We start from the raw sequence: 22,974 nt of genomic DNA on the forward strand, positions 1-22,974 counted from the left end.
TGAAATTATTGCGCTTTTGGTAAGAAACAGGCGGACCTCCCCCGGGGTATGTCATGTCCGCCTCCCACCTAGACGTCAGCGATCCCGCCTATGTCCGCGCGCGGGCGATGGTGACGCTGTTCGAGCGGCTGGAGCATCTGTGCGAGGGCGCGATCGCGATCGATCGCGGCGGGCGGGTCATCTACGTCAACGAGAAATATCTGGCCTCGCTCGGTCTCAAGCAGACGGCGGAAGCGATCGGCCGGCCGATCGAGGAGATCATCCCGAACAGCCTGATGCGGAACGTGGCCGAGAGCGGCGAGCCGATCCTGCTCGACATCATGGAGCTTGGCGGCGAGCAGCTCGTGGTGACGCGCATGCCGATCGAGGACGAGGACCGCAACGTCATCGGCGCGATCGGCTTCGTGCTCTATGACCACCTCGAGAGCCTCAAGCCGCTGCTCGCCCGCGTCGCCCAGCTCGAGAGCGATCTGCGGCTGGCGCGGCGGCAATTGTCCAACGCCCGCGCGGCGCGTTTCACGTTCGCCGATTTCGTCGGCACGACACCGGGAATCGCGCAGGCCAAGGAGTTCGCCAAACGCGCGGCGCGGCAGAGCGTGACCGTGCTGCTCACCGGCGAGACCGGCACCGGCAAGGAGCTGCTGGCCCAGGCGATCCACAATGCGTCCTCGCGCGCGGACAAGCCGTTCGTCAGCGTCAATGTCGCGGCGATCCCGGAAACGCTGATCGAGTCCGAATTCTTCGGCACCGCGCCGGGCGCCTATACCGGCGCCGACCGCAGGGGGCGCGAGGGGAAATTCCGGGTCGCCGACGGCGGCACGCTGTTCCTCGACGAGATCGGCGAGATGCCGCTGCAATTGCAGGCCAAGCTCCTGCGCGTGTTGCAAGAGCGCGAGATCGAGCCACTCGGCTCGGACAAGATCACCAAGGTCGATGTGCGCGTGATTGCCGCGACCAACGTGGATTTGCGCAAGCGCGTCAGCGACGGCGCCTTCCGCGCCGATCTCTACTACCGCCTCAACGTGCTCTCGATCGACCTGCCGCCTCTGCGCAAATCCCAGGGCGATCTCCCCGACATCTGCGCGCGGCTGATCGAGGACATCAGTGCTTCCGGCGATTTCCTCAATGCCAGGATCACACCGAGCGGATTGTCGGCGCTCGCGCGCTACGACTGGCCCGGCAACGTCCGCGAGCTCCGCAACGTCCTGGAACGTGCGCTGATCCTGAGCGATTCCGGGCGCCTGACCGGCGACGATTTCGTCCACATCCTGCCGGTCGGTGCGGATGCCGGCCCGGCGCCCGTACAGCGGACGACCGGCCCGGTCGTCCCCTATGCCGAAGCGGAGGCGGAGTTCGAGAAGCAGACGCTCGAGCACGCACTCGCCGCCAGCAACGGGCAGATCTCGGAAGCCGCGCGGATGCTGCGCATCTCGCGCGCGACGTTCTACAAGAAGCTCGCCAAGTTCGGCCTCGCGTCGGGATCGCCGCCTGTCTGACTTTCGAGACGGCACGTGTCCGGAGTCTCGGATTCCTGACAGCGCGATGCCGGTGTCCGGCTGTGCCATTCGCGGATTATCTGCCGCATTTTCAGCCATTCCGACGCAATGCGGCAACTGGCGCAGAGCTTGCTCTGGGCCGGCTTGAGGAAACGCATGGGCTGGTGCGAGACGTGGCATCACGCGGCTTCGCCGACGCGAACGCCGCGGTCGCGGTACGCGCGTCAAGAGACTGTCACATGCGCCTCACGCAAGCTCCGCCTGAAGGTGGAATTGCAATGTTTGCACAGCTGTGCAAATCGCTGTGACCAAGACAGTTCATCAAGGAGGAACCATCGTGCGTCGATCGCTCATTCTCACAGCAGCCATCCTCGGCCTGGCGGCGAGTACCTCCGCGCAAGCCGACGACCTCAAGGTCGCATTGATCTACGGCAAGACCGGCCCGCTCGAAGCCTACGCCAAGCAGACCGAGATCGGCCTGCAAATGGGTTTCGAATACGCCACCAAGGGCACCATGACGCTCGACGGTCGCAAGATCGTCGTCATCACCAAGGACGACCAGGGCAAGCCGGACCTTTCGAAGGCGGCGCTGGCCGAAGCCTATCAGGACGACAAGGCGGACATCGCGATCGGCACGACCTCGTCGGCCGCCGCGCTCGCCATTCTCCCGGTCGCCGAGGAGAACAAGAAGATTTTGATCGTCGAGCCCGCGGTCGCGGACCAGATTACCGGCGAGAAGTGGAATCGCTACATCTTCCGCACCGGGCGCAATTCGTCGCAGGACGCGATCTCGAACGCGGTCGCGATCGGCAAGCAGGGCGTCACCGTCGCGACGCTGGCGCAGGACTACGCCTTCGGCCGCGACGGCGTCGCCGCCTTCAAGGAGGCGCTCGCCAAGACCGGCGCGACGCTCGCCGCGGAAGAATATGCTCCGACCAACACCACCGACTTCACCGCGGTCGGCCAGCGCCTGTTCGATGCGCTGAAGGACAAGCCCGGCCGCAAGGTGATCTGGGTGATCTGGGCCGGCGCCGGCAATCCGCTGGCCAAGCTCCAGGATATGGATCCGAAGCGCTACGGCATCGAGCTGTCGACCGGCGGCAACATCCTGCCGGCGCTCGCCGCCTATAAGAGCCTGCCGGGCATGGAAGGCGCGACCTATTATTTCTATGAGATCCCGAAGAACCCGGTGAACGACTGGTTCGTCGCCGAGCACCAGAAGCGCTTCAACGCGCCGCCGGACTTCTTCACCGCGGGCGGTTTTGCCGCCGCGATGTCCGTCGTCGCCGCCGTCACCAAGGCGAAGTCGACCGACACCGAGAAGCTGATCACGGCGATGGAAGGCCTGGAGTTCGACACGCCGAAGGGCAAGATGGTGTTCCGCAAGGAGGACCATCAGGCGCTCCAGAGCATGTATCACTTCAAGGTCAAGGTCGATCCGAACGTCGCCTGGGCCGTGCTCGAGCCGGTGCGCGAGCTGAAGATCGAGGACATGGACGTTCCGGTCCGCAACAAGCGCTGATATCAAATCCCCTCTCCCCGCAGGCGCGGGGAGAGGATTCCTCCATCTTCCAGAGTTATCCTGATGGCCCTGACGTTAGAGACCCGCGACCTCACCATCCGCTTCGGCGGTCATGTCGCGGTCAACAACGTCACCTGCAGCTTTCGCCCGGGCGAGCTCACCGCGATCGTCGGCCCGAACGGCGCCGGCAAGACCACCTATTTCAACCTGATCTCGGGCCAGCTGCGCGCCTCACACGGCAGCATCCTGTTCGACGGCGCCGACATCACCCAGCATTCCGCGCCAATGCGCACCCGCGCCGGCCTCGGCCGCGCCTTCCAGCTCACCAACCTGTTTCCGAACCTCACCGTGGAAGAGAACGTCCGCCTTGCCGTGCAGGCCGCCAGCGGCACCCATTACGACATGCTGCGGCCCTGGATGGTTCGCCGCGACCTGATCGCCCGGGCCGATGCCATCCTCGACCAGGTCGCACTCGGCAATCGCCGCGGCGTCGCGGCAACTGCGCTGTCGCATGGCGACCAGCGCAAGCTCGAGGTCGCGCTGATGATCGCGCTCGAACCCAAAGTGTTCATGTTCGACGAGCCCACCGCGGGCATGAGCATCGACGAGGTGCCGGTCGTGCTGAACCTGATCGCGCAGCTCAAGCAGGACAGGAGCAAGATCATCCTCCTGGTCGAGCACAAGATGGACGTGGTGCGCTCGCTCGCCGACCGCATCATCGTGCTGCATAACGGACAGCTTGTTGCGGATGGTCCGCCGGCCGAAGTGATCGCCTCGCCGATCGTGCAGGAAGCCTATCTCGGCGTCGCACCGAAGAGCGCCGCATGACAGACCTCCTCAAGCTCTCCGGCGTACACACCCATATCGGCCGCTACCACATCCTCCAGGGCATCGACCTCGCGGCCCCTCAGGGCCAGGTCACGATGCTGCTCGGCCGCAACGGCGCCGGCAAGACCACGACGCTGCGCACCATCATGGGCCTGTGGCAGGCCTCGAGTGGCGAGATCAGCCTCGCCGGCGAGCGCATCGAGAGCCGCGCCACGCCCGACATCGCCCGGCTCGGCGTCGGCTATGTGCCTGAGAGCATGGCGGTGTTCTCCGATCTCACGGTGAAGGAGAACCTGGTGCTGGCGGCGCGCGACGGGCCGCTCGACGACACCCAGCTCGACTGGATCTTCGGCTTCTTCCCGGCGCTGCGCCGGTTCTGGCTGTCGCGGGCGGGAAGCCTCTCGGGCGGGCAGAAGCAGATGTTGTCGATCGCACGCGCGATCGTCGAACCGCGCAAGCTGCTGCTGATCGACGAGCCGACCAAGGGGCTGGCGCCCGCGATCGTGATGGCGCTGATCGAGTGCCTGAAGGAGATCAAGCGCAAGGGCGCGACGATCCTGCTGGTCGAACAGAATTTCTTTGCCGCCCGCGAGCTCGGCGACAACGTGCTGGTCATGGACAACGGCACCATCGTCCATCGCGGCGAGATGGCGGCGCTTGCCGCCGACGTGCCGCTGCAGGAGCGGCTGCTCGGCCTGAGCCTGGAGGCGCATCAGTGACTGAAATCGCCGCAACCGATCCGCTGCCGAAGCCGAAGCGCGACATCGCGCCGATCCTGCTGCCGATCGCAGTCGCGCTTCTCATGATCCCGCTGATCGGATCGACCAGCTCCTGGCTGACACTGACCGCCGCGAGCCTCGCGATGGGCATGATGATCTTCATCATGGCCTCCGGCCTGACGCTGGTGTTCGGCCTGATGGACGTGCTCAATTTCGGCCACGGCGCCTTCATCGCGGTCGGCGCCTATGTCGCAACGCTGGTGCTGGCGCCGTTCGCGGCCTCGATGCAGGCGGATTCGCTCTGGGTCAACCTTGCGGTGCTGGCGCCGGCGGCGCTGCTGTCGATGGCGGTATCGGGCGCACTCGGCCTGGTCGTCGAGCGCGTGCTGATCCTGCCCGTCTACGGCCAGCATCTGAAGCAGATCCTGATGACGACGGGCGGCCTGATCGTCGCCGAGCAGACGCTCTATGCGCTGTGGGGGCCGCAGATCATCCCGATGCCGCTGCCGACATCGCTGCGCGGCTCCTTCATCCTCGGCGACGTCGCAATCGCCAAATACCGCGTGCTGGCGATGCTGATCGGCCTTGCGGTCTTCATCGCGATCCAGCTCGTGCTCAACCGCACCAAGCTTGGCCTGCTGATCCGCGCCGGCGTCGAGAACCGCGAGATGGTCGAGGCGCTCGGCTACCGCATCCGCCGGCTGTTCCTCGGCGTGTTCATGACGGGCTCGGCGCTCGCCGGCCTCGGCGGCGTGATGTGGGCGCTCTATCGCGAGCAGGTCCATGCCTCCATGAGCGACGATCTCACGGTCCTGATTTTCATCGTCGTGATCATCGGCGGCCTCGGTTCGATCGGAGGCTGCTTCATCGGCGCCATCCTGGTGGCGATGGTCGCCAATTATGGCGGCTTCCTGGTGCCGAAGCTCGCCCTCGTCTCCAACATCCTGCTGATGGTCGCCATTCTGATGTGGCGGCCACGCGGCCTCTATGCGGTGACCAGCCGATGATGCTTCTCTCCGGTGACCCGCCGCGCAGCCGCGTGCTCACGCTCGTTCTCGTCGTCATCATCCTGGCGCTGGCGGCGACGCCGTTCCTGTTCCCGGGCGCCAAGGCGCTGAACGTCGCGGCCAAGATCTGCGTCTTCGCCGCACTGGTCGCGTCCTACGACCTCCTGCTCGGCTATACCGGCTCGGTGTCGTTCGCCCACACCATGTTCTACGGCATCGGCAGCTACGCGATCGCGATCGCGCTGTACGGGATGGGTCCGAACTGGGCCGCGGTCGCAACCGGCATCGTCGTCGGCTTGCCACTCGCGGCGCTGCTCGCGCTCGCGATCGGCCTGTTCTCGCTGCGGGTTGCCGCGATCTTCTTTGCCATGATCACGCTCGCGGTCGCCTCCGCCTTCCAGGTGCTGGCCTCGCAGCTCTCCTGGCTGACCGGCGGCGAGGACGGACGCAGCTTTCAGCTGCCCGAACTGCTTCGCCCCGGCACGGTGCTGATTTCCAAGAACCTGTTCGGCTTCGAGATCAACGGCCGCATCCTCACCTTCTACCTGGTATTCGCCGTCTCGGCCCTGATGATCCTCGCCTTGTTGCGTGTCGTGAACTCGCCGTTCGGGCGCGTGCTCCAGGCGATCCGCGAGAACCGGTTTCGCGCCGAGGCGCTCGGCTTCCGCACCGTTTTCCACCTGACCTACGCCAACTGCCTCGCCGCGCTGGTCGCCGCCAGCGCCGGCATCTTGAACGCGTTGTGGCTGCGCTATGCCGGCCCCGACACCTCGCTCAGCTTCTCGATCATGCTCGACATCCTCCTGATGGTCGTGATCGGCGGCATGGGCACGATCTACGGCGCGATCATCGGCGCCACCATCTTCATCCTCGCCCAGAACTATCTGCAATCGCTGATGGGCGTCGCCTCCAAGGCGGCGAGCGAAGCCGGCCTGCCGCTGCTGCCGGGGCTGCTGCATCCCGATCGCTGGCTGCTGTGGCTCGGCCTGCTGTTCATCGCCAGCGTCTACTTCTTCCCGACCGGCGTGGTCGGCCGGCTGCGCAATGTCGGCAGCGGCAAGAGTGCGGGCGCCTCGCATTAAGCTTCGATTAATGATGCAGCGCAGCGATTGCTGCGCCCGTCGTGCAACCGCGAAGTGATTCACGCCTGGATGCACTCTGGCGCAGCTGCGCAACCGGATTAATGCTTAGGTAACTGGCTTTCCTAAGGTTTGCGCCATTTGTGCGGTGTAATCCTGTTCCTCCAGGGAGGGGGAATGGGCCAGGTCTTGTCAGGGGTCGCAGCCGGAATGTCCTTAGCCGCGAAGAACGGCTGGGAGGCAACGATGCGGCGCGGACCGGTGCTGTGGCTGACCCTGTGCGGCGTGCTGCTGGTCGCGGGCATCTTCGCCGTGACCGCCATGGCCGTCGGCGAATTCCGCGAACGGACCCTCGCCAACCGCGAGCGCGAGCTGGAAAACACGGTGCAGCTGATCGCGCGGCACTTCGACCAGCAGTTTGAAGATTCGGACGTCGTCGCCGCCGACCTGATCGGCCAGATGAATCTGCCGGAGATCACCTCACCCGCGATGTTCCGCGAGCGGATGTCCGGGCCTGCAGCAAACCAGATGCTGCGCGGCAAGATCAGCGCGGTATCCTACCTCGGCGACATCGTGATCTACGACGCGGAGGGCGAAATCGTCAATTGGTCCCGCGCCCAGCCGCTGCCCAAGATCAACGTCGCCTCCCGCGCCTATTTCCAGACCTTCAAGTCGAACCCGCGATCCGAGCCGGTGCTGCTGGAATCCGTGCGCAGCTACCTCATCGACAAATGGACCACGGTCGTCGCGCGGCGGTTGAACATGCCGGACGGCACGTTCCTCGGCGTCATGGTGCGCCGGATCGATCCCGACAACTATCATCACTATTTCGCTTCCGTCGCGCTCGGCGAAGGCGCGGCCATCTCGCTGTTCGATCGTGAAGGCAAGATGCTGGCCCGCTACCCGCATGTCGAAGAGCTGATCGGCAGGAATTTCAGGGACGCCCCGCTGATGCGCAAGATGCTGGCCGAAGGTGGCCGGCACACGCTGCGGGTCAAGGGTCCGATCGACGGCGAGGATCGCCTCGGGTCGGCGGCCTCGCTTTCGCATTTCCCGCTGGTCATCGTCGCGACCAACACCACGAGCGCCGCGCTGGCGGACTGGCGGCAGCAGACCGGCTTCATGGTCACCACGGCGACGCTTTCGGCCACCGTGATCGCGCTGATCCTCTTCCTGATCGTTCGCCAGATCAATCGTCAGAACCGCGAGTCCCAGGAGCGGCTGGAAGCGGAGCGGCGGCGGCTCGACACCGCTCTGAACAACATGTCGCAAGGGCTGATCCTGTACGACGCCGCCGGTTACATCGTCACCTGCAACCGCCGCTACGCCGACATGTTCGGCCTTTCCACGGATGTCATCAAGCCCGGCTGTCACATTCGCGATGCCATGCAACACCGCAAGGAGCGTGGCTCGTTCAGCGGCGACGTCGATGCGTTTTGCGCCAATGTGATGAGGGTCGTCGCCGAAGGCACGGTTTCCACCAGGATCCACGAGCTGCCCAACGGCCGCGCCTTCCAGGTCATCAACACCCCGCTCGTGCAGGGCGGATGGGTCGCCACGATCGAGGAGATCACCGAGCGGCGCGATCTGGAGCAGGAACGCGACCGCAACTACATGTTCCTGCGCGAGATCATCGATCACATCCCCTCGCAGATCACGGTGAAGGACGCCCAGACGCGGCAGTATCTGCTTGTCAACCGGAGCGCCGAGGAGCAATTCGGCAAATCGGGCGAAGACATCGTCGGCAAGGCCCCCTTCGACATATACCCGGATGACGTAGCCAGGCTCGTCACCGAGGACGACACCGCGGCGCTCCAGGCCGCAACGGGGATGTTCAAGGACGAACATCCCTGGCCAAGCCAGACCAAGGGACTGCGCCATATCACCTCGACCCGCATCGGCATTCGCGACAAGTCCGGCGAGCCGCGCTACCTCATCAGTGTCGTCGAGGATGTCACCGAGCGGCGGCGCGCCCATGAGAAGATCGCGCATATGGCGCATTACGATGCGCTGACCGACCTGCCGAACCGCACGCTGTTCCGAGAACAGATCGAACGCGAGCTGGCGAAGGTCGCCGATGGCTGCCAGTTCGCGCTGCTCTATATCGACGTCGACGAATTCAAGGGCATCAACGATTCGCTCGGCCATCACGTCGGCGACGAGCTGTTGAAGGCGATCGCGACCCGCCTCCGCGGCTGCCTCAAGCGCGGTGACCTGATCGCACGGCTCGGCGGCGACGAATTCGCGGTGATCCAGACCGGGATCCAGTCTTCTGCGGACGTGCTGGCATTCGTGACGCGGATCTACGAGGCGATCCGTCAGCCCTATCATTGCCTCGGCCATCAGCTCTCCACCGACGCCAGCATCGGCATCGCGCTGGCGCCGCAGGACGGCACCGACCTCGACCAGCTCATCAAGCACGCCGACCTTGCGATGTACGGCGCCAAGGCCGAGGGACGCCGCACCCACCGCTTCTTCGAGCCGGAGATGGACGCGAGCGCCAAGGCGCGCTTGACCATGGAGCAGGATTTGCGCCAGGCGCTGGTGAATGGCGGCTTCGAGATCCACTACCAGCCGCTGGTCGACCTGCGCACCAACGGCGTGTCGGGCTGCGAGGCGCTGCTGCGCTGGCGGCATCCCGAACGCGGCTGGGTGTCGCCGGCGGAGTTCATTCCGGTCGCCGAGGATACCGGGCTGATCAACGAGCTCGGCGACTGGGTGCTGCGCATGGCCTGCAACGAGGCCGCGACCTGGCCGGCGCATGTGCGGATCGCGGTCAACGTCTCGCCGGTGCAGCTCAAATGCGACACGCTGGCGCTACGGATTGCGGGCGCGCTCGCCGCTTCCGGACTCGACCCGCGCCGGCTCGAGCTCGAAATCACCGAGGCCGTGCTGATCCGCGACGACGAGGCCGCGCTCTCGATCCTGCACCAGCTCCGTTCCATCGGCGTGCGCATCGCGCTCGACGATTTCGGCACCGGCTATTCCTCGCTGAGCTATCTGAAGCGCTTCCCGTTCGACAAGATCAAGATCGACCGCTGCTTCGTCGCCGACATCGCGGAGACCAGCGGCGCGCCTGTCATCGTGCAGGCGGTGGTGAACATCGCCGCTGCCAGCAACATGACCACGGTCGCCGAGGGCGTCGAGACCGAGGCGCAGCGCGAGATGCTGCGCGCGCTCGGCTGCACGGAGATGCAGGGTTATCTTTTCAGCAAGCCGAAGCCGGCCGCCGAAGTGCGAAAGCTGTTCGGTCCGAACAATGCCGTGCCGGTGGCGGCGGTCGCCTGAAATGGCCAGGCCGAAGAAAGCGTCCACGAAAGCCGTCGACGTCGCGGATTCCTATGCCGTGCGGCTGATGCAGCACCTGGTGGTGCCGACCTTCGTGATCGACCCGAAGCGCCGCGTCGTGATCTGGAACAGAGCCTGCGAGCGGCTGACCGGGCTTGCCGCCTCGGAGGTGATCGGCACGACGAAACACTGGCAGGCCTTCTACGAGACCAGGCGCCCGTGCCTCGCCGACCTGGTCGCGCTCGACCGTCCCGAGCAGCTGCCGGAGTTTTATTCGGAATATGCCGCGCGCGGCCACAACGGGCTCGGCTTTTCCGCGGAGAACTGGTGCGTGATGCCCAAGCTCGGCAGCCAGCTCTATCTCGCGATCGACGCCGGCCCGATCCACGACGAGGCCGGCCATCTGATCGCCGTGGTGGAGACGCTGCGCGACCTCACCGATCAGAAGCGCGCCGAGATGGCGCTCAAGGAGCTCGCGACCAAGGACGGGCTGACCGGCCTGTCGAACCGCCGCGCCTTCGACCAGATGCTGATGACGGAATGGGCCCGCGCGCAGCGGACGCGGAAGCCGATGGCGCTGCTGTTCGTCGACGTCGATCATTTCAAGCTGTTCAACGACCGCCACGGCCACCAGACCGGCGACGAGTGCCTGCGCGCGGTCGCTGATGTCGTCAGCCGCCATGCCACCCGTCCGCTCGACCTCGCCAGCCGCTATGGCGGGGAGGAGTTCGCACTGATCCTGCCGGACATGGATTGCGATCCCGCCTGCGTCATCGCCGAGGAGATCCGCCGTGCCGTCATGGCCTTGCGGATCGCCCATGGCGCCATTGGAGCCGGCGACCACGTCACCCTCAGCGTTGGCGTCGCCAGCCATATTCCCGGCGAAGCCGACGGTGGCCCCGACCGGCTGCTGGGTGCGGCCGACGAGGCGCTCTATGCGGCCAAAAGGCTCGGCCGCAACCGCGTCATCTGCGCCGAACGCGTGCTTGCCGAATTCGCCTGTCACGGCCGGGAGCCGGTTCCTGGCCGCGCCGCCCGCAAATCGGCCTAAAATCTCCCGGCGAGAAGCGGTTGCCCGCCCCCCGCCAATCGGCTAAATGAGGCCCATTGCACCCGTAGCTCAGCTGGATAGAGCGTTGCCCTCCGAAGGCAAAGGTCACACGTTCGAATCGTGTCGGGTGCGCCACTTCGTGGCGCGGTTTTCCCAATCGGCTTTCTTCTCGTCGCCCGACCGCTAGCGGTCAATGCTTCACGGCTCCAATGCGCAGCGTCTGCTCTGCCCAGAGCACCCGCTCACGTCAGCATCGAAATGATCGCCTGGACCTGATCGGACGCCGACGTCACCAGTCCGTCGTACGACGTCTGGCCGTGCGCGGCCGCGTTCAGGATGCATTCGGCGACAGCGGCTTTCAGACCGAACACCGACTGATGGGCCGGCACGCTCGCCATCACGGTCTCGAGTGCCTGACGCATGGTCTGAATGAGCTCGGAGCTGTATTGCATGGGCTGTCCTCTCCACGCCCATATAGGATCGCGTGCCTAGGCCTGCCACTCACAAGCCTGAGACTGCTCTTTGATGAACCTTCGACTGAACGCCTCAATTCAATCGCCAGATGGCCGCATTGAGTACGCCGGCAAACGCGACCCAGGCTGCGTAAGGTACGAACAATGCGGCTGCCAACCTGTCCCGTGATGTCTCGAGACTGATGTAAGTCACGATCGCGACGAACAGGCCAATGAGGATGACGAGCGCGGCTCCGATCTGATGCATCGTGAACATCATCGGAGACCAGATGAAATTGAGAGCCAGCTGCGCGACCCAGACCTGCATCGCTTGACCCGATGGCTCACGGCGAAAGGTCCGCCAGCCGGCGATAGCGATCAGGATATAAAGGATCGTCCAGGCCACCGGAAACGCCCAGTTCGGCGGCACGAAACCCGGTTTGGCGAGGCCCGCATACCAGTCTCCGGGAAGATTGGTCGCACCGATCAGCCAGCCGATGCCGACCACGGCGACGACGACGAACGACAATTGAAGCATCCATCTCCTCGCGCTTGCCCCTGCCCGATTGTATCATCCTTCCATGAGCGAATCCGACACGGTGACGGGCGACGCCTCGCCCGTCCGCAAGATCATCCATATCGACATGGATGCCTTCTATGCGTCCGTGGAACAGCGCGACAATCCGGACCTGCGCGGCAAGCCGGTCGCCGTCGGAGGCTCCGCGGAGCGCGGCGTGGTTGCGGCCGCCAGTTACGAGGCCCGCAAGTTCGGCGTTCGCTCCGCCATGCCATCGGTGACCGCGAAGCGGCAATGTCCCGAGCTGATCTTCGTCAGGCCGCGCTTCGAGGTCTACAAGGCGATCTCCCGGCAGATCCGCGACATCTTTGCCGAGCACACGCCCATCATCGAGCCGCTGTCGCTCGACGAGGCCTATCTCGACGTGACCGAAAACCTGCAAGGCATTCCGCTGGCGCGGGACGTCGCACTTCGGATCCGCGAGAAGATCAAGGCCGAGACGGGTCTGAACGCCTCGGCGGGCATTTCCTACAACAAGTTTCTGGCCAAACTCGCCTCCGATCATCGCAAGCCGAACGGCCAGTTCGTGATCTCGCCGGAGATGGGACCCGCCTTCGTCGAGACGCTGCCCGTCGGCAAGTTCCATGGGATCGGTCCGGCGACCAGTGCGAAGATGAACGCGCTCGGCCTGTTTACCGGGCTCGACATCCGTAACCAGACGCTGGAGTTCATGAATGCGAACTTCGGCAAGTCGGGCGCCTATTACTACTGGATCTCGCGCGGTGTCGACGAACGGCCGGTCCGGGCCAACCGGATCCGCAAATCGATCGGCGCGGAGACCACGTTCTCGACCGATCTCAGCGAATTCGACGTGCTGGTCGCCGAGCTCAAACCTCTCGTCGACAAGGTCTGGCGCCATTGCGAGGCGACCGGCAACCGGGGGCGCACCGTCACCCTCAAGATCAAGTTTGCCGACTTCGAGATCATCACGCGCAGCAGGTCCGTCACAGCACCGGTTGCAGGCCGGGACGAACTGGAGCGGCTGGCCTGCGGCCTGCTCGAAGTCGAGATGCCGCTGCCCAAGCGCGTCAGACTGCTTGGGGTATCGTTGGCTGCCCTCCAGATCGGCGACGATGCGGAGCCGCAGCTGACGTTCGGCATTTGAACCGGACCGGAGGCCTTCGGCGAACGCGGCCTCTCTCTCCGCGGCGCAGCTCCAAACCCGTCGTAGACGGTGGCGGGATTTTCACGCCCGCCACCGATGAAAATCGATCCGCCCGGGCCAATCAATGCCTCACGTGCTCGAACACGACGATCACGCCGGTCGGCTCGGGCTCGTGGGCCATCAGGCGTGTCAGATCAGCGTCGCTCCAGTCGGCGAGGCTGACGACCTCGCCAGTCTCACGCTCTGCATTGAGCGACGGGGTCGGCTCGAGCACCTTCAGGCCCGTCTCATCGACGAAGAAGGTGTGCTCGCCGAACATGCTGTTGAGTTGCGGCATGGCGGGATGCTCGTCGGGCAGCACCTGAGCGCCGAGTTGGTTGACGGTCTGCTTCACCTGTTCGGATGTGAGCTTCATGGGCTGCTCCGTTTCTGTCGTGTCGGGTTGCATTGAGTTGAGCCAGAACGGGCGTTCCCTGCGCCGCTGTTTCGCCTGGCTCAAACTCCCGAACGGGTGCTGCGCACAAATGTTCCGGAAAAATGTATTTCGTGATCGCGGGTTGCATCCGCCGCGCTCGCGGCACGGGATTGCCACACGATGTCCACGATCCGCGCCGCGGTGTTACTCGGCGGCTTCGACGATCCTGATGTCGCGGTCCGCGCCGTCACCCAGCGCGTCGTGCGCAACCTTGTAGGCCGGGCTTTCATACGCCGCCCTGGCGCTCGCGACGCTGTCGAACTCGATGAGGACGACGCGTTCCATCTGGCCAAGCTCGAACGCCGCAGCCGGCATTCCGCGCGCGAGCACGCGGCCGCCGGCCGCCTCGATCGCCGGACGCGACAGTTTTGCGTAGGCCGCCATGGCGTCGGGGTTCTTGATCGCGCGATAGGTGGCAACCCAATAGGCTTTTGCCATTCTTGTTCTCCTGGTGTTTCGTGACCTAGTGATCGCTGCGGTTCTCGCCGACCGACAGCGCGCAGATGCGTGACAGATAGGTGTAGGACAGACCGGTCTCCTCGGCCCAGGCGTTGAACTGCGCCTGCACCTTTGCGAGATCGCCCTTGGACTTGACCTCTTCGGCGATGTCGAGGCCGGCATCGCGCAGGCAAGCCACCACGTCCCTCGACGTCACAAAACCGTCCCAGCCGACGAAGCGCAGCAGCATCTGGCCGGTGTTGCCGCCCAAGCGGCTGCCCCGCTTGGTGAGGAGGTCGAGCAGGCCGATCTCGTTGGATGGCGGCCACTTCGCCAGGAACTTTCCGAAGCTGCCGTGCTCCTTCGCGATCTCCTGCACGAAGGCGGCGTTGTCGCGCACCGACATGATCTTTGCGCCGTTGCGCACGATACGCGCATCGCGCATCAGGCCCTCCCAATAGTCCTCGGGCTGGAAGCTGAGCTTGGCCGGCTGGAAGCGCAGGAAGGCAGCTTCAAAGCCATCCCATTTCGAATCGATCACGCTCCAGGCAAATCCGGCGCAAAACACCCGTTTGGTCATCTCGGCGAGAATGCGATCGTCGCCGAGCTTTGCCAGACCCTTCAAGTCGGGCTTGTCAGGCATCAGCTTGTCCAGCGCCTCGGGGCCGCCCTTGCGCTTCTCGGCACGGGCACGAATGGTCTTGAAGGAGGTCATGCGGACACCGCGTTGAGGGTGCGCCACGACATCAGAATTCGATGGTCCGGTCCAGCCCTGCGGCGCCCGGGCACTTGCGCAAGCCAGCGCGCCGCAGCATGCTGCCGTTCATTGGACTGACGGAAACGGGCCGTTCTGGTCTGCTTCTTGCTTGATAGCATTTTGGAATTCCCGGACATTTTCATCGCGAACGGATTTTCGATGCGCTGCCTCGTCGTGGCCGACCTGCACTATTCGCTGCCGCAGCTCGATTGGCTCGTGAGCGCGGCTCCGCAATTCGACCTCGTGATCTTCGCCGGCGATGCCCTCGACATCGGCTCGATGGTGGATTTTCGCGCGCAGATCGTGGTGGTGAAGAAGTACCTCGCGCTGCTCGCGGCGCAGACCCGCGTGATCCTCTGCTCCGGCAATCACGACCTCGACGAGCGCAATGCGGACGGCGAAAAGATCTCGCGCTGGATTTCGGAGGTGCGCGAGTTGGGCATTGCCTGCGACGGCGACAGCCTCGCCATCGGCGACACGCTGTTCACGGTCTGCCCGTGGTGGGACGGGCCATTGGTTCAGCAGCGCATCGCCGAGCAGCTGCGCGATGCATCCATCAAGCGGCCGCAGCGCTGGATCTGGGTCCATCATGCGCCACCGGCGAACTCGCCGACGAGCTGGGGCGGCAAGCGCTTCTTCGGCGATGTCGAGCTGGTGCAGTGGATCATGCAGTACCAGCCGTCGATGGTGATCTCGGGCCATGTACACCAGTCGCCCTTCATTGCCGACGGCTCGTGGTTTGACCGGCTGGGTCAGACCTGGGTATTCAACGCCGGGCTGCAACCGGGCCGGCCGCCGACCCATATCGTGCTGGACCTCGATGCCAGCCAGGCGTTCTGGCTGGCGGCGGGCGAAGCGCAGTGGATCGATCTCAATGCACCGCTGAAGCGGCCGGCCTCCTATGTCGAGGCGCCGCCCGACTGGCTCACATCCTTGGATCGGATTCCCGATCCGAGCCTGGCGAAACCTCGAGCGGCGGCAGGTTGATCATGCTCTGGAGCACTTCGCCGACCATGGCCAGATGCGTGCCGTGGCCGGCATATTGCCGCTTGAGATCGGCGAGATAGGTGTTGGCGGCGTTGAGCCGCTGCGCCAGCGTGCGCGCGAGCAGCAGCGCCACCTCCGGCCGCTGGATGAGGAACGACGCCGCGTCCTCGAATTCATAAATGACCGAATCCGAGCAGGCCCGTACCGTCGCGGTATGCGGCAGCCCGAGCAGCACGGACATCTCGCCGAACACCGCGCCGGGCTCGGCGATGGTCGCGACCACCATGTCGCTCTTGAGCACCTCGAGCTTGCCTTCCACGAGCACGTAGAGGTGGCCGCTGCTGGTGCCGCCCTCGGTAACGACGAGGGTGCCGGCCGCAACCTGCCGCTCGGTTCCGCCGCTGCAATGGTCCAGAACTGCGCGCATCGCCAAAGACTCCCGTCAGGGGAGACACTAGAGCACGATCCGCATCGCGCGCTTGCTCAAATTTGCGGCAAGCCCGGCTAGCGCGACAGGCGCTTTGCGAGATGAACCGACTGCCAGTCGCCAAGCCCGGTGTCCTCGAAGCCCGCCTTCTTCGCAAGGCCGCGCATTTCGGCATTTGCCCGTGCGGTCTCGGCTGCGATCATCGCGTGACCGAGACCGCTCGCGCGCATCTCCATCGCCGTCATCATCCGAAGGCCGAGACCCGTGCGCTGGAACGCATCGGCGACCGAAATCGCGAACTCGCCATGCCGTGCAGCCGCATCGTAGGCGTAATGGGTTTCGCCGATGATCGTGCCCTGCCCCTCCTGCCCGAGCTCCGCGAGCAAAGTGAAATGATCGGCATGGCCGGCCCTGGCGACGCATTCGGCCGCGACCATGGCAAAGTCCGCCCGCGCGCCCATGAAGCGCTTGTTGCGCGACGTCGCGGAAAGGCTGGTGAAATAGACCGAGAGGCTTTCGACGTCGGACGCGCCGGCGGGCCTGATACGGACCGCACCCTTTGCTTCGGCTGACGCGACAACGGCATCCAGCAATGACTGTGACATGCGCGAGGCTCCCGGCGGGTTGCGTGGCTTGCAACACCTAGCCGAGGCCGTGCAATTGCCGCTTGGACATTGCTGCCAATCTTGCGGCCGAAAACGAACCATGCGTTGCCCTGTGCCGTGCGTCACACACGGGCGACGTTCAAGCCGCCTCGCGCCTGCCGACACGCCGTTCCGGCCGTGCTGCCGTCATCGACTGCTCCTCGCCTCCTGCGGCGCGCCCCAGAACTCCCGCACCGTCGGCCCCCATTTGAGCCGTCGCGCGCGCAAGAATTCAAAGATCTCGTGCGGCCAGACCCTGCGGCCCATCTGCGTGTACCAGCGCATGGCGTGACGCAGCCCCGCATCGGGCTGGAACAGCACGCGCCAGATCGCCTTGGGGCGGCACTGCAGCACCATCTCCGTGAACTTGAACCAGACCAGCACGCGCCACGGCGCCATGTAACGCGTGGCCAGCACCTGGTGCTTGTAGTCCCAGCGCCGGCGATCGGGCTGGATCACGCGGCGGTCGGCGGCAAGCCGGAAATACGGCGTCCAGCGGTGCGGCGTGACGTAGAGCAGCTGAACCTGGTCGGGATCGTAGGCGAGCAGCTGCTTCAGGCCGCGCCAGTGATCGCGATCGGTCTCCTCCTCGAACCCGACCACCCAGGTCGCCATCGACAGGATGCCGTGCTGCCGCAGCAGGCGAATGGCTTCGCGGTCGGTCGCGGTGGTGGCGCCCTTGCGGATCAGCTCCAGGGTCTTTTCGTCGGTGTTCTCCAGCCCGAGCAGGAAGCGCTGCCATCCGGCCTTCTTGTAGAGATGCAGGATGTCGGCATCGCGCACGATGTCGTCGGCGCGGGTCGAGCCGACCAGGATCAGATCGACATTCTCGGCGATCAGCGCCTCGAGGAAGGCGCGCCACGCCTTTTTGGACACGGTCGGATTTTCGTCGGCGAAGTTGATGACCTTGACGCCGTGCTCGCGATGCAGGCGCGCCAGCTCCCTGGCGAAGCGCACGGGATCGCGATGGCGCCAGCGCGTCCAGAAGCCGCGCTGGCCGCAGTAATTGCACAGATGCGGGCAGCCGCGCGAGAACTGCACGACCACGGCACGCAAGCCGCCCCAATAGCTGTAGCGCGCGTGATCGATCAACTCCCACCCGACGCGATAGGCGTCGAGGTCCGCGATCACAGGTGCCGGCGGCGTCGCGCGCGGACCGGCGGCGTCGCGAAACGCGATACCGGCGATGTCGCCGAGATCGTGGCCGTATTCCAGCGCGCGCATCAGGCGGCGCCCGGTCTCCTCGCCCTCGCCGCGCACGATGGCGCTGACATAGGGCTCGTCGCGCAATATGTCGCGCCAGTGATAGGTCGGGAACACGCCGCCATAGACGATCAGCACGCCTGGCCTTGCCTTCACCAGGGCCTGGGCAATCTCCGCGATCACGGGATGCCCGGAGGTCGAGCCGGAATGCCCGAACAGTACCGCATCCGGAGCGAAGCGGTTCGCTGCGCTGATGATCTCCGCGACCGGCATCGGGCCGAACTCGGCATCGATCAGCCGCACGGTATGACCGTCGTCGAGCAGCGGACCGCCGATCGCGAGCAGGCCGAGCGGCGGCAGATGGTCGTCCGGAATCCGACTGCCGATCGAGGGATGAGGCACGTTGACGAGAAGAACACGCATGGACTTTCGCTCCCGCTTTGGTTGGCGTGATCGTCCGTCCCACTTCCTTTAATGAAGCCCAATCCCCCGACTGAACCCGAAGACATCAAGCATGACTGCCGCGGAGACCCTTGCTCTGCTCCGCCTTCAGCGTCACGCCCGGGAAAGTGAAGGCACCTCCTCCGGCATGATCGCCTGGAGGCCGCCGAAGCGGCGCTCGCGGCCATGGAAGGAGGCCAGCGCCGTGGCGAGATCGCCCGAATCGAATTCAGGCCACATCCGCTCGGTGAAATGCAGCTCGGCATAGGCGCCTTCCCAAAGCAGGAAGTCCGACAGCCGCTTCTCGCCCGAGGTGCGGATGATGAGGTCGACATCGCGAAGACCCGCCTCGCCGGTGACGAGCTGCGAGAACGCCTCGCGCGTGAGGCTGGTCAGCGCCGCCGCCTTGGCCGCTGCATTGAGAATGGCGTCGCGCGCCGAGTAGTCGACGGCGATGCGCAGGTGCAGCGCGCTGCCGCGTGCGGTGGCGTCTTCGGCACGCGCGATCGCATTGGCGATGCCGTCAGGCAGGCGGTCGCGGCGGCCGATCACGCTGAGACGCACGCCGTTCTTGACCAGGCTCTGCACCTCGTTGGCGAGATAGAAGCGCAGCAAGGTCATGAGCGCAGCGACTTCGGCTTTCGGCCTCCGCCAATTGTCGGTGGAGAAGGCGTAGAGCGTCAGCGTGCCGATGCCCTGCTTGGGCGCGGCCTCGACGATGCGCCGGATCGTTTCGACGCCGGCCTCGTGGCCGCGCACGCGCGACAGGCCGCGGCGGGTCGCCCATCGTCCGTTGCCGTCCATGATGATGCCGACGTGAAGCTTCTCGTTGCGAGAGGTCATGTCACTTTGCATTGCAAAGTCTCCGGTCAAAAAGGGGGGAATCAGGTCGAGACGATACCGAGACGGCCAAGCGGCGGCGGCGCCTCGCGGCCGGCGGCTTTGGCGGCGTCGCGCACCAGGCGTTCGAGCACGGCGAGATAGTCGAGGAACCGGCGGCGGCCGGCCTTGGTCAGGCGGCAGGTGGTGTGCGGGCGGTTGCCCTCATAGCCCTTGGTCACCTCGACGAGGCCGGCCTCCTGGAGCACGGCGAGATGCCGGCTGAGATTCCCGTCGGTGAGGCCGCAGAGCTGCTTGAGATCGGCGAATGCCAAGCCCTTTGGATGCCCCATCAGCGAGGTCAGAAGCCCGAGCCGCGCCTTCTCGTGGATGACGCGGTCGAGCCCTTCATAGGAAAAGGGTGCGCTGTCAGTCTTCGACATCATGGTCTCCGGACGCGAAATACAGAATGCCCGCCATCACCGACTGCCCGATCAGGAAAGGCAGTCCCATGGTCCATGGCGACAGCGCATGGGTTTGGCTCGCCAGCGCCAGCACGGCGAAGCCCGACACGAAATACCATGCGCCGGCGAGCGCGACGGTGCGCGGCAGCGAGCGGACGGACGCGAAAATACCGAGCGACACCAGGATCTGCCACAAGCCCGGCAGCAGCCACAGCGTCTCGGCGGCGAACTTCCACATCACCACCGCAAGCAGCACGCCCGCAACACCTGCGGGCAGGAACTGCTCGACCGCCTGGTGGATCATGGCATCGGCAAGACCGGAATGATGGCGGCGCAGGCGCGCGCGCATTTCGATGCCGATCATCAGGCCGGACAGCGCGGCGGCAATGAACCAGCCGAGGAAAAAGCCGAGCGGCTCGCTCGTGGGATCGCCGAGCAGCCAGAATTGCAGGATCGCCGTGACGAGGGCGACGGCGCCGGTCGCAGCCATCGTCGCCGGACCATAGCCGCGGAACGCCGTGCCCGCCGCAATCTGGTTGCGGATCGCCACGATGTCAGCCAGCGCCTTGTCCAGATCGCGCATTGGCAACGCCAAAACCCCGCTCCGCCCATAGATGGGGACTGCCCGCCCCCGTCACTTTGTATCGCAAAGTATATAGCATCGCAAAGTAAAGGCAAGCCGGAAAGTTGCCGACACGGGATCAGATCCAGACGAGCAACCGCCGGTTGCGCAGGTCATCCTCTCGCAGATAAGATGGGTCCAAAAGCGTTCCGGGGGAAAGTTATGTGGCTCAAGTCATTGGTCGTTGCGCTTCTGTTGCAGGTGGGTGCCGCAAGCGTCGCATATGCTGCCGGGCCATTCGGCAGCGTCAATGTCGGCAACTGGATCGGCGGCGCCTTCAGCAATGACGCGACGGGAGACTTCTCTCACTGCGCCGCGACGACGCCCTATGCCAACGGTGTCATCCTCGTCGTGAGCCAAAATGCCGCCGGCACGTGGTCACTCGCCTTTGCGAGTCCGAGCTACCGCTTCAACAAGGGCGAGAATGCCGCGATCGACGTGACCTTTGACGGGCAGGAGCAGGCCAGACTGTACGCTACGGCGTACCAGCCCAACATGCTCACGGCCATCATGCCGGTCAATGTCGTGCGCTCGTTTCAGAAGGCGAGCCTGATGGTCGCAACGGCCGGCCGCGCCGTCCTGAATTTCGACCTGACCTCGACCGGGCCTGTGATCGCCGCATTGGCCAATTGCGTCACCAAGGTGAAGGCCGACGGGCTCAACAAGGCCGGCGATTTCACCAAAGTTGCGGCGAAGCCGCAGACCGCCCCGGACAAGCAGGGATCACCGCCGGCCGGCGGCAAGCCGACCCGATCCAAGAGCGGTACTGGCTTTGTCGTGAGTCCCAGCGGACACGTCGTCACCAACAATCACGTGATCAGCGGGTGCGTCGGCGACATCAAGGGCAACCTCACCGGCGAGGCCGCGATGACGTTGCGCGTCGTGTCGAGCGATGCCAACAACGACCTCGCCTTGTTGCAGGCGCCGTCGACAACGACCTTCAAGGACTTTGTTCGGATCCGCGACCGCTCGATCCGCTCGGGCGATTCCGTCGTCGCGATCGGTTTCCCCTACCACGGGATGCTGACCTCGGATTTCACGGTGACGACCGGCATCGTGAGCTCGCTCAGCGGCCTGCGCAACGACACGCGTTTCCTGCAAATCAGCGCACCCGTGCAGCCCGGCAACAGCGGGGGCCCGCTGTTCGATACCGCCGGGCAGGTCGTGGGCGTGGTCACCGGAAAAGTCGACGCGCTCCGTATCGCCGTTGCGACCGGCAACATTCCCGAAAACATCAACTTCGCGATCAAGACCGGCGTGCTGCGCGACTTCCTCGACAATTCCGTAGTGCCCTACCAGACCGCCGAGCCGAAGGGCGAGCTCAAGACCACCGACATCGCCGGCAACGCGCGGCCGTATACGATGCTGATCTCGTGCAACGGCACGGAGCAGGCCGACGCGAAGCGGTAGTGGCTGAGGCCGGCTGCGTAGCCCGGATGGAGCGCAGCGCAATCCGGGCTACGGCCTCACCACGAACTCACCCGTGGCAGCACGCCGCCTTCGCCGCCTGCGGCGCATACTCGTCGCGCAGGCGGACCCAGTCCATCGGATAGGGCAGACCGCCCTCGTGGCGACCGAGCGGGGTGAGATCGAGATATTGATAGGCCGCGTTCATCATGTCGAGACCGCGGGCGAAGCATGAATAGGTATGGAAGATCTCGCCAGCGTCGTTGCGGTAAAATACGCTGATGCCGGGCAGCTCCGGACCGTAGAACGGCGTGGTGCCGAAATTGTATTTCGGCACGTCCTTGTCGATCTGCTCGCGTGTGAACGAGACCTCGTAGTCGTAGTTGAAGTCGTTGCTTCCCGACGAGACCCAGTCGAAGGTCCAGCCCATCCGCGCCTTGAAGGCTTCGAGCTTGGCGCTGGGGGCCAACGAGATCGCAACCGTGCTGGTGTCGCGCGCGGCGAGGTGCGGCACCATGCGATCAAGACCGTCGGCCCAGAACGAGCAGCTCTTGCACGCGGCCTCCCAATCGGGCGCGAACATCACATGCTGCACCACGAGCTGCGGGCGGCCCCTGAAGAGGTCGCCGAGCGTCACCTTGCCGTTCGGTCCATCGAACACATAGTCCTTGTCGACCTTCACCCAGGGCAGTGCGCGGCGCTGCTCGGCAAGGCGCTCGCGCGCCTGGCTGAGCTCCTTCTCGTTCGCCAGATGGGCCTTGCGGGCCGCGATCCATTGCTCGCGCGAGACGATCTGATGTTGCTGCATGGTATCCTCCTAAGGTCAGGCGACGAAGGCGTCGAGCTTGTCGAGGAACGAGGTCCAGCCACGCTTGTGGTTATCGCGCGCGGTTTCGTCGAAGAACTGCGCGTGGTGGAAGATCATCAATGTGCCGGCACTGTCGGGCTTGAACGTGATCGTCACCAGCGATTCGCGCTCCGGGGTCGAATGCCAGGCCCAGGTGAAGACCAGCCGCTCGTTCGGCACGACCTCGCGATAGCTGCCGGCCGCCTCGAAATATTCGCCGTCGTCGCGGGTGAAACTGATGCGATAGTGACCGCCGGTGCGGACATCGAGCTCGGCCTTCAGCGTCGCCGACTTCATGTTCGGCGGCCCGAACCATTGC

General features: G+C 65.0%; 22 protein-coding genes, 1 tRNA gene and 2 pseudogenes. 12 read left to right on the plus strand and 13 right to left on the minus strand.

The window, feature by feature from the left end; all coding sequences use genetic code 11:
• The first annotated feature begins 53 nt into the window (after window positions 1–53).
• The 9 genes from NLM15_RS43245 (at window position 54) to NLM15_RS43285 (ending at window position 11,125) form a co-directional block, all read left to right on the plus strand.
• Window positions 54–1,496 carry a sigma-54-dependent Fis family transcriptional regulator gene (locus NLM15_RS43245; protein WP_254124074.1) on the plus strand — a complete coding sequence of 481 codons (1,443 nt, stop codon included), beginning with the start codon at window positions 54–56 and terminating at the stop codon, window positions 1,494–1,496.
• A gap of 337 nt (window positions 1,497–1,833) precedes the next feature.
• A complete protein-coding gene (locus NLM15_RS43250) occupies window positions 1,834–3,018 on the plus strand; it encodes a substrate-binding domain-containing protein (RefSeq protein WP_254124075.1) in 1,185 nt (394 codons plus the stop codon).
• 63 nt (window positions 3,019–3,081) lie between these two features.
• Window positions 3,082–3,846, plus strand: coding sequence for an ABC transporter ATP-binding protein (locus NLM15_RS43255; RefSeq protein ID WP_254124076.1), 765 nt, complete (start codon window positions 3,082–3,084; stop codon window positions 3,844–3,846).
• Complete coding sequence (locus NLM15_RS43260) at window positions 3,843–4,565, plus strand: ABC transporter ATP-binding protein (protein ID WP_254124077.1); 723 nt, start codon at window positions 3,843–3,845, stop codon at window positions 4,563–4,565. Before NLM15_RS43255 ends, NLM15_RS43260 begins: the two co-directional genes overlap by 4 nt.
• Window positions 4,562–5,572 carry a branched-chain amino acid ABC transporter permease gene (locus NLM15_RS43265; protein ID WP_254124078.1) on the plus strand — a complete coding sequence of 337 codons (1,011 nt, stop codon included), beginning with the start codon at window positions 4,562–4,564 and terminating at the stop codon, window positions 5,570–5,572. The genes NLM15_RS43260 and NLM15_RS43265 overlap by 4 nt, the downstream gene beginning before the upstream one ends.
• The gene (locus NLM15_RS43270; protein ID WP_254124079.1) at window positions 5,569–6,654 is read left to right on the plus strand and encodes a branched-chain amino acid ABC transporter permease; all 1,086 of its coding nucleotides are present in this window, start codon (window positions 5,569–5,571) and stop codon (window positions 6,652–6,654) included. Before NLM15_RS43265 ends, NLM15_RS43270 begins: the two co-directional genes overlap by 4 nt.
• Window positions 6,655–6,828: 174 nt before the next feature.
• A complete protein-coding gene (locus tag NLM15_RS43275; protein WP_375166923.1) occupies window positions 6,829–9,939 on the plus strand; it encodes an EAL domain-containing protein in 3,111 nt (1,036 codons plus the stop codon).
• A 1-nt stretch (window position 9,940) separates the two neighbouring features.
• Window positions 9,941–10,990, plus strand: coding sequence for a diguanylate cyclase (locus NLM15_RS43280; RefSeq protein WP_254124081.1), 1,050 nt, complete (start codon window positions 9,941–9,943; stop codon window positions 10,988–10,990).
• Between the two features lie 58 nt (window positions 10,991–11,048).
• Window positions 11,049–11,125 (plus strand) — tRNA-Arg (locus tag NLM15_RS43285).
• A gap of 107 nt (window positions 11,126–11,232) precedes the next feature.
• Here the strand turns inward: NLM15_RS43285 and NLM15_RS43290 are convergent.
• Window positions 11,233–11,442: a hypothetical protein gene (locus NLM15_RS43290; protein ID WP_254124082.1), complete on the minus strand. Its 210-nt coding sequence runs from the start codon at window positions 11,440–11,442 to the stop codon at window positions 11,233–11,235.
• Window positions 11,443–11,536: 94 nt separating this feature from the next.
• Entirely contained in the window at window positions 11,537–11,980 is a 444-nt protein-coding gene (locus NLM15_RS43295) for a TspO/MBR family protein (protein ID WP_254124083.1), read from the minus strand.
• A 43-nt stretch (window positions 11,981–12,023) separates the two neighbouring features.
• Between NLM15_RS43295 and dinB the strand changes: the two genes are divergently transcribed.
• Entirely contained in the window at window positions 12,024–13,124 is a 1,101-nt protein-coding gene (gene dinB, locus NLM15_RS43300; RefSeq protein WP_254124084.1) for a DNA polymerase IV, read from the plus strand.
• A 121-nt stretch (window positions 13,125–13,245) separates the two neighbouring features.
• Here dinB and NLM15_RS43305 read toward each other — a convergent pair whose 3' ends face one another.
• From NLM15_RS43305 to NLM15_RS43315, 3 genes are all read right to left on the minus strand, one after another.
• Complete coding sequence (locus tag NLM15_RS43305) at window positions 13,246–13,539, minus strand: hypothetical protein (protein WP_254124085.1); 294 nt, start codon at window positions 13,537–13,539, stop codon at window positions 13,246–13,248.
• 204 nt (window positions 13,540–13,743) lie between these two features.
• The gene (locus NLM15_RS43310; RefSeq protein WP_254124086.1) at window positions 13,744–14,037 is read right to left on the minus strand and encodes a DUF1330 domain-containing protein; all 294 of its coding nucleotides are present in this window, start codon (window positions 14,035–14,037) and stop codon (window positions 13,744–13,746) included.
• A 25-nt stretch (window positions 14,038–14,062) separates the two neighbouring features.
• Complete coding sequence (locus NLM15_RS43315) at window positions 14,063–14,752, minus strand: DNA-3-methyladenine glycosylase I (RefSeq protein ID WP_254124087.1); 690 nt, start codon at window positions 14,750–14,752, stop codon at window positions 14,063–14,065.
• 201 nt (window positions 14,753–14,953) lie between these two features.
• Here NLM15_RS43315 and NLM15_RS43320 point away from each other — a divergent pair, with 201 nt between their 5' ends.
• Window positions 14,954–15,781, plus strand: a complete 828-nt coding sequence (locus tag NLM15_RS43320; RefSeq protein ID WP_254124088.1) for a metallophosphoesterase — start codon at window positions 14,954–14,956, stop codon at window positions 15,779–15,781.
• Here NLM15_RS43320 and NLM15_RS43325 read toward each other — a convergent pair.
• From NLM15_RS43325 to NLM15_RS43350, 6 genes and pseudogenes are all read right to left on the minus strand, one after another.
• Window positions 15,720–16,208, minus strand: coding sequence for a Crp/Fnr family transcriptional regulator (locus tag NLM15_RS43325; RefSeq protein ID WP_254124089.1), 489 nt, complete (start codon window positions 16,206–16,208; stop codon window positions 15,720–15,722). The genes NLM15_RS43320 and NLM15_RS43325 overlap by 62 nt on opposite strands.
• Window positions 16,209–16,285: 77 nt before the next feature.
• A complete protein-coding gene (locus NLM15_RS43330; protein WP_254124090.1) occupies window positions 16,286–16,813 on the minus strand; it encodes a GNAT family N-acetyltransferase in 528 nt (175 codons plus the stop codon).
• 139 nt (window positions 16,814–16,952) lie between these two features.
• Window positions 16,953–18,478, minus strand: a pseudogene (gene bchE, locus NLM15_RS43335) (magnesium-protoporphyrin IX monomethyl ester anaerobic oxidative cyclase).
• Between the two features lie 132 nt (window positions 18,479–18,610).
• The gene (locus NLM15_RS43340; RefSeq protein ID WP_254124091.1) at window positions 18,611–19,351 is read right to left on the minus strand and encodes a di-trans,poly-cis-decaprenylcistransferase; all 741 of its coding nucleotides are present in this window, start codon (window positions 19,349–19,351) and stop codon (window positions 18,611–18,613) included.
• A 29-nt stretch (window positions 19,352–19,380) separates the two neighbouring features.
• Window positions 19,381–19,758 (minus strand): transcriptional regulator, encoded by a 378-nt coding sequence (locus tag NLM15_RS43345; protein WP_254124092.1) that lies wholly within the window; start codon window positions 19,756–19,758, stop codon window positions 19,381–19,383.
• Window positions 19,745–20,362 (minus strand): hypothetical protein, encoded by a 618-nt coding sequence (locus NLM15_RS43350; protein WP_254124093.1) that lies wholly within the window; start codon window positions 20,360–20,362, stop codon window positions 19,745–19,747. Before NLM15_RS43350 ends, NLM15_RS43345 begins: the two co-directional genes overlap by 14 nt.
• A 201-nt stretch (window positions 20,363–20,563) precedes the next feature.
• Here NLM15_RS43350 and NLM15_RS43355 point away from each other — a divergent pair, with 201 nt between their 5' ends.
• On the plus strand, window positions 20,564–21,811 hold the full coding sequence (locus NLM15_RS43355) for a S1C family serine protease (RefSeq protein ID WP_254124094.1): 1,248 nt from the start codon (window positions 20,564–20,566) through the stop codon (window positions 21,809–21,811).
• A 67-nt stretch (window positions 21,812–21,878) separates the two neighbouring features.
• Here NLM15_RS43355 and NLM15_RS43360 read toward each other — a convergent pair whose 3' ends face one another.
• Window positions 21,879–22,616, minus strand: coding sequence for a DUF899 domain-containing protein (locus NLM15_RS43360; protein ID WP_254124095.1), 738 nt, complete (start codon window positions 22,614–22,616; stop codon window positions 21,879–21,881).
• A 15-nt stretch (window positions 22,617–22,631) separates the two neighbouring features.
• Window positions 22,632–22,964, minus strand: a pseudogene (locus tag NLM15_RS43365) (SRPBCC domain-containing protein); the annotation flags it as partial.
• Between the last annotated feature and the right edge of the window lie 10 nt (window positions 22,965–22,974).

Source organism: Bradyrhizobium sp. CCGB20 (assembly GCF_024199855.1).
GTDB lineage: Bacteria > Pseudomonadota > Alphaproteobacteria > Rhizobiales > Xanthobacteraceae > Bradyrhizobium.

Bases quoted from the DNA above. Each gene is read 5' to 3' on its own strand.
- NLM15_RS43315 (WP_254124087.1), bottom strand. From the start codon at position 14,752: ATGACCTCCTTCAAGACCATTCGTGCCCGTGCCGAGAAGCGCAAGGGC.
- NLM15_RS43275 (WP_375166923.1), top strand. From the start codon at position 6,829: ATGGGCCAGGTCTTGTCAGGGGTCGCAGCCGGAATGTCCTTAGCCGCG.
- NLM15_RS43260 (WP_254124077.1), top strand. From the start codon at position 3,843: ATGACAGACCTCCTCAAGCTCTCCGGCGTACACACCCATATCGGCCGC.
- NLM15_RS43350 (WP_254124093.1), bottom strand. From the start codon at position 20,362: ATGCGCGATCTGGACAAGGCGCTGGCTGACATCGTGGCGATCCGCAAC.
- NLM15_RS43340 (WP_254124091.1), bottom strand. From the start codon at position 19,351: ATGCAAAGTGACATGACCTCTCGCAACGAGAAGCTTCACGTCGGCATC.
- NLM15_RS43270 (WP_254124079.1), top strand. From the start codon at position 5,569: ATGATGCTTCTCTCCGGTGACCCGCCGCGCAGCCGCGTGCTCACGCTC.
- NLM15_RS43320 (WP_254124088.1), top strand. From the start codon at position 14,954: ATGCGCTGCCTCGTCGTGGCCGACCTGCACTATTCGCTGCCGCAGCTC.
- dinB (WP_254124084.1), top strand. From the start codon at position 12,024: ATGAGCGAATCCGACACGGTGACGGGCGACGCCTCGCCCGTCCGCAAG.
- NLM15_RS43310 (WP_254124086.1), bottom strand. From the start codon at position 14,037: ATGGCAAAAGCCTATTGGGTTGCCACCTATCGCGCGATCAAGAACCCC.
- NLM15_RS43255 (WP_254124076.1), top strand. From the start codon at position 3,082: ATGGCCCTGACGTTAGAGACCCGCGACCTCACCATCCGCTTCGGCGGT.
- NLM15_RS43330 (WP_254124090.1), bottom strand. From the start codon at position 16,813: ATGTCACAGTCATTGCTGGATGCCGTTGTCGCGTCAGCCGAAGCAAAG.
- NLM15_RS43360 (WP_254124095.1), bottom strand. From the start codon at position 22,616: ATGCAGCAACATCAGATCGTCTCGCGCGAGCAATGGATCGCGGCCCGC.
- NLM15_RS43295 (WP_254124083.1), bottom strand. From the start codon at position 11,980: ATGCTTCAATTGTCGTTCGTCGTCGTCGCCGTGGTCGGCATCGGCTGG.
- NLM15_RS43280 (WP_254124081.1), top strand. From the start codon at position 9,941: ATGGCCAGGCCGAAGAAAGCGTCCACGAAAGCCGTCGACGTCGCGGAT.
- NLM15_RS43345 (WP_254124092.1), bottom strand. From the start codon at position 19,758: ATGTCGAAGACTGACAGCGCACCCTTTTCCTATGAAGGGCTCGACCGC.
- NLM15_RS43325 (WP_254124089.1), bottom strand. From the start codon at position 16,208: ATGCGCGCAGTTCTGGACCATTGCAGCGGCGGAACCGAGCGGCAGGTT.
- NLM15_RS43245 (WP_254124074.1), top strand. From the start codon at position 54: ATGTCCGCCTCCCACCTAGACGTCAGCGATCCCGCCTATGTCCGCGCG.
- NLM15_RS43355 (WP_254124094.1), top strand. From the start codon at position 20,564: ATGTGGCTCAAGTCATTGGTCGTTGCGCTTCTGTTGCAGGTGGGTGCC.
- NLM15_RS43305 (WP_254124085.1), bottom strand. From the start codon at position 13,539: ATGAAGCTCACATCCGAACAGGTGAAGCAGACCGTCAACCAACTCGGC.
- NLM15_RS43290 (WP_254124082.1), bottom strand. From the start codon at position 11,442: ATGCAATACAGCTCCGAGCTCATTCAGACCATGCGTCAGGCACTCGAG.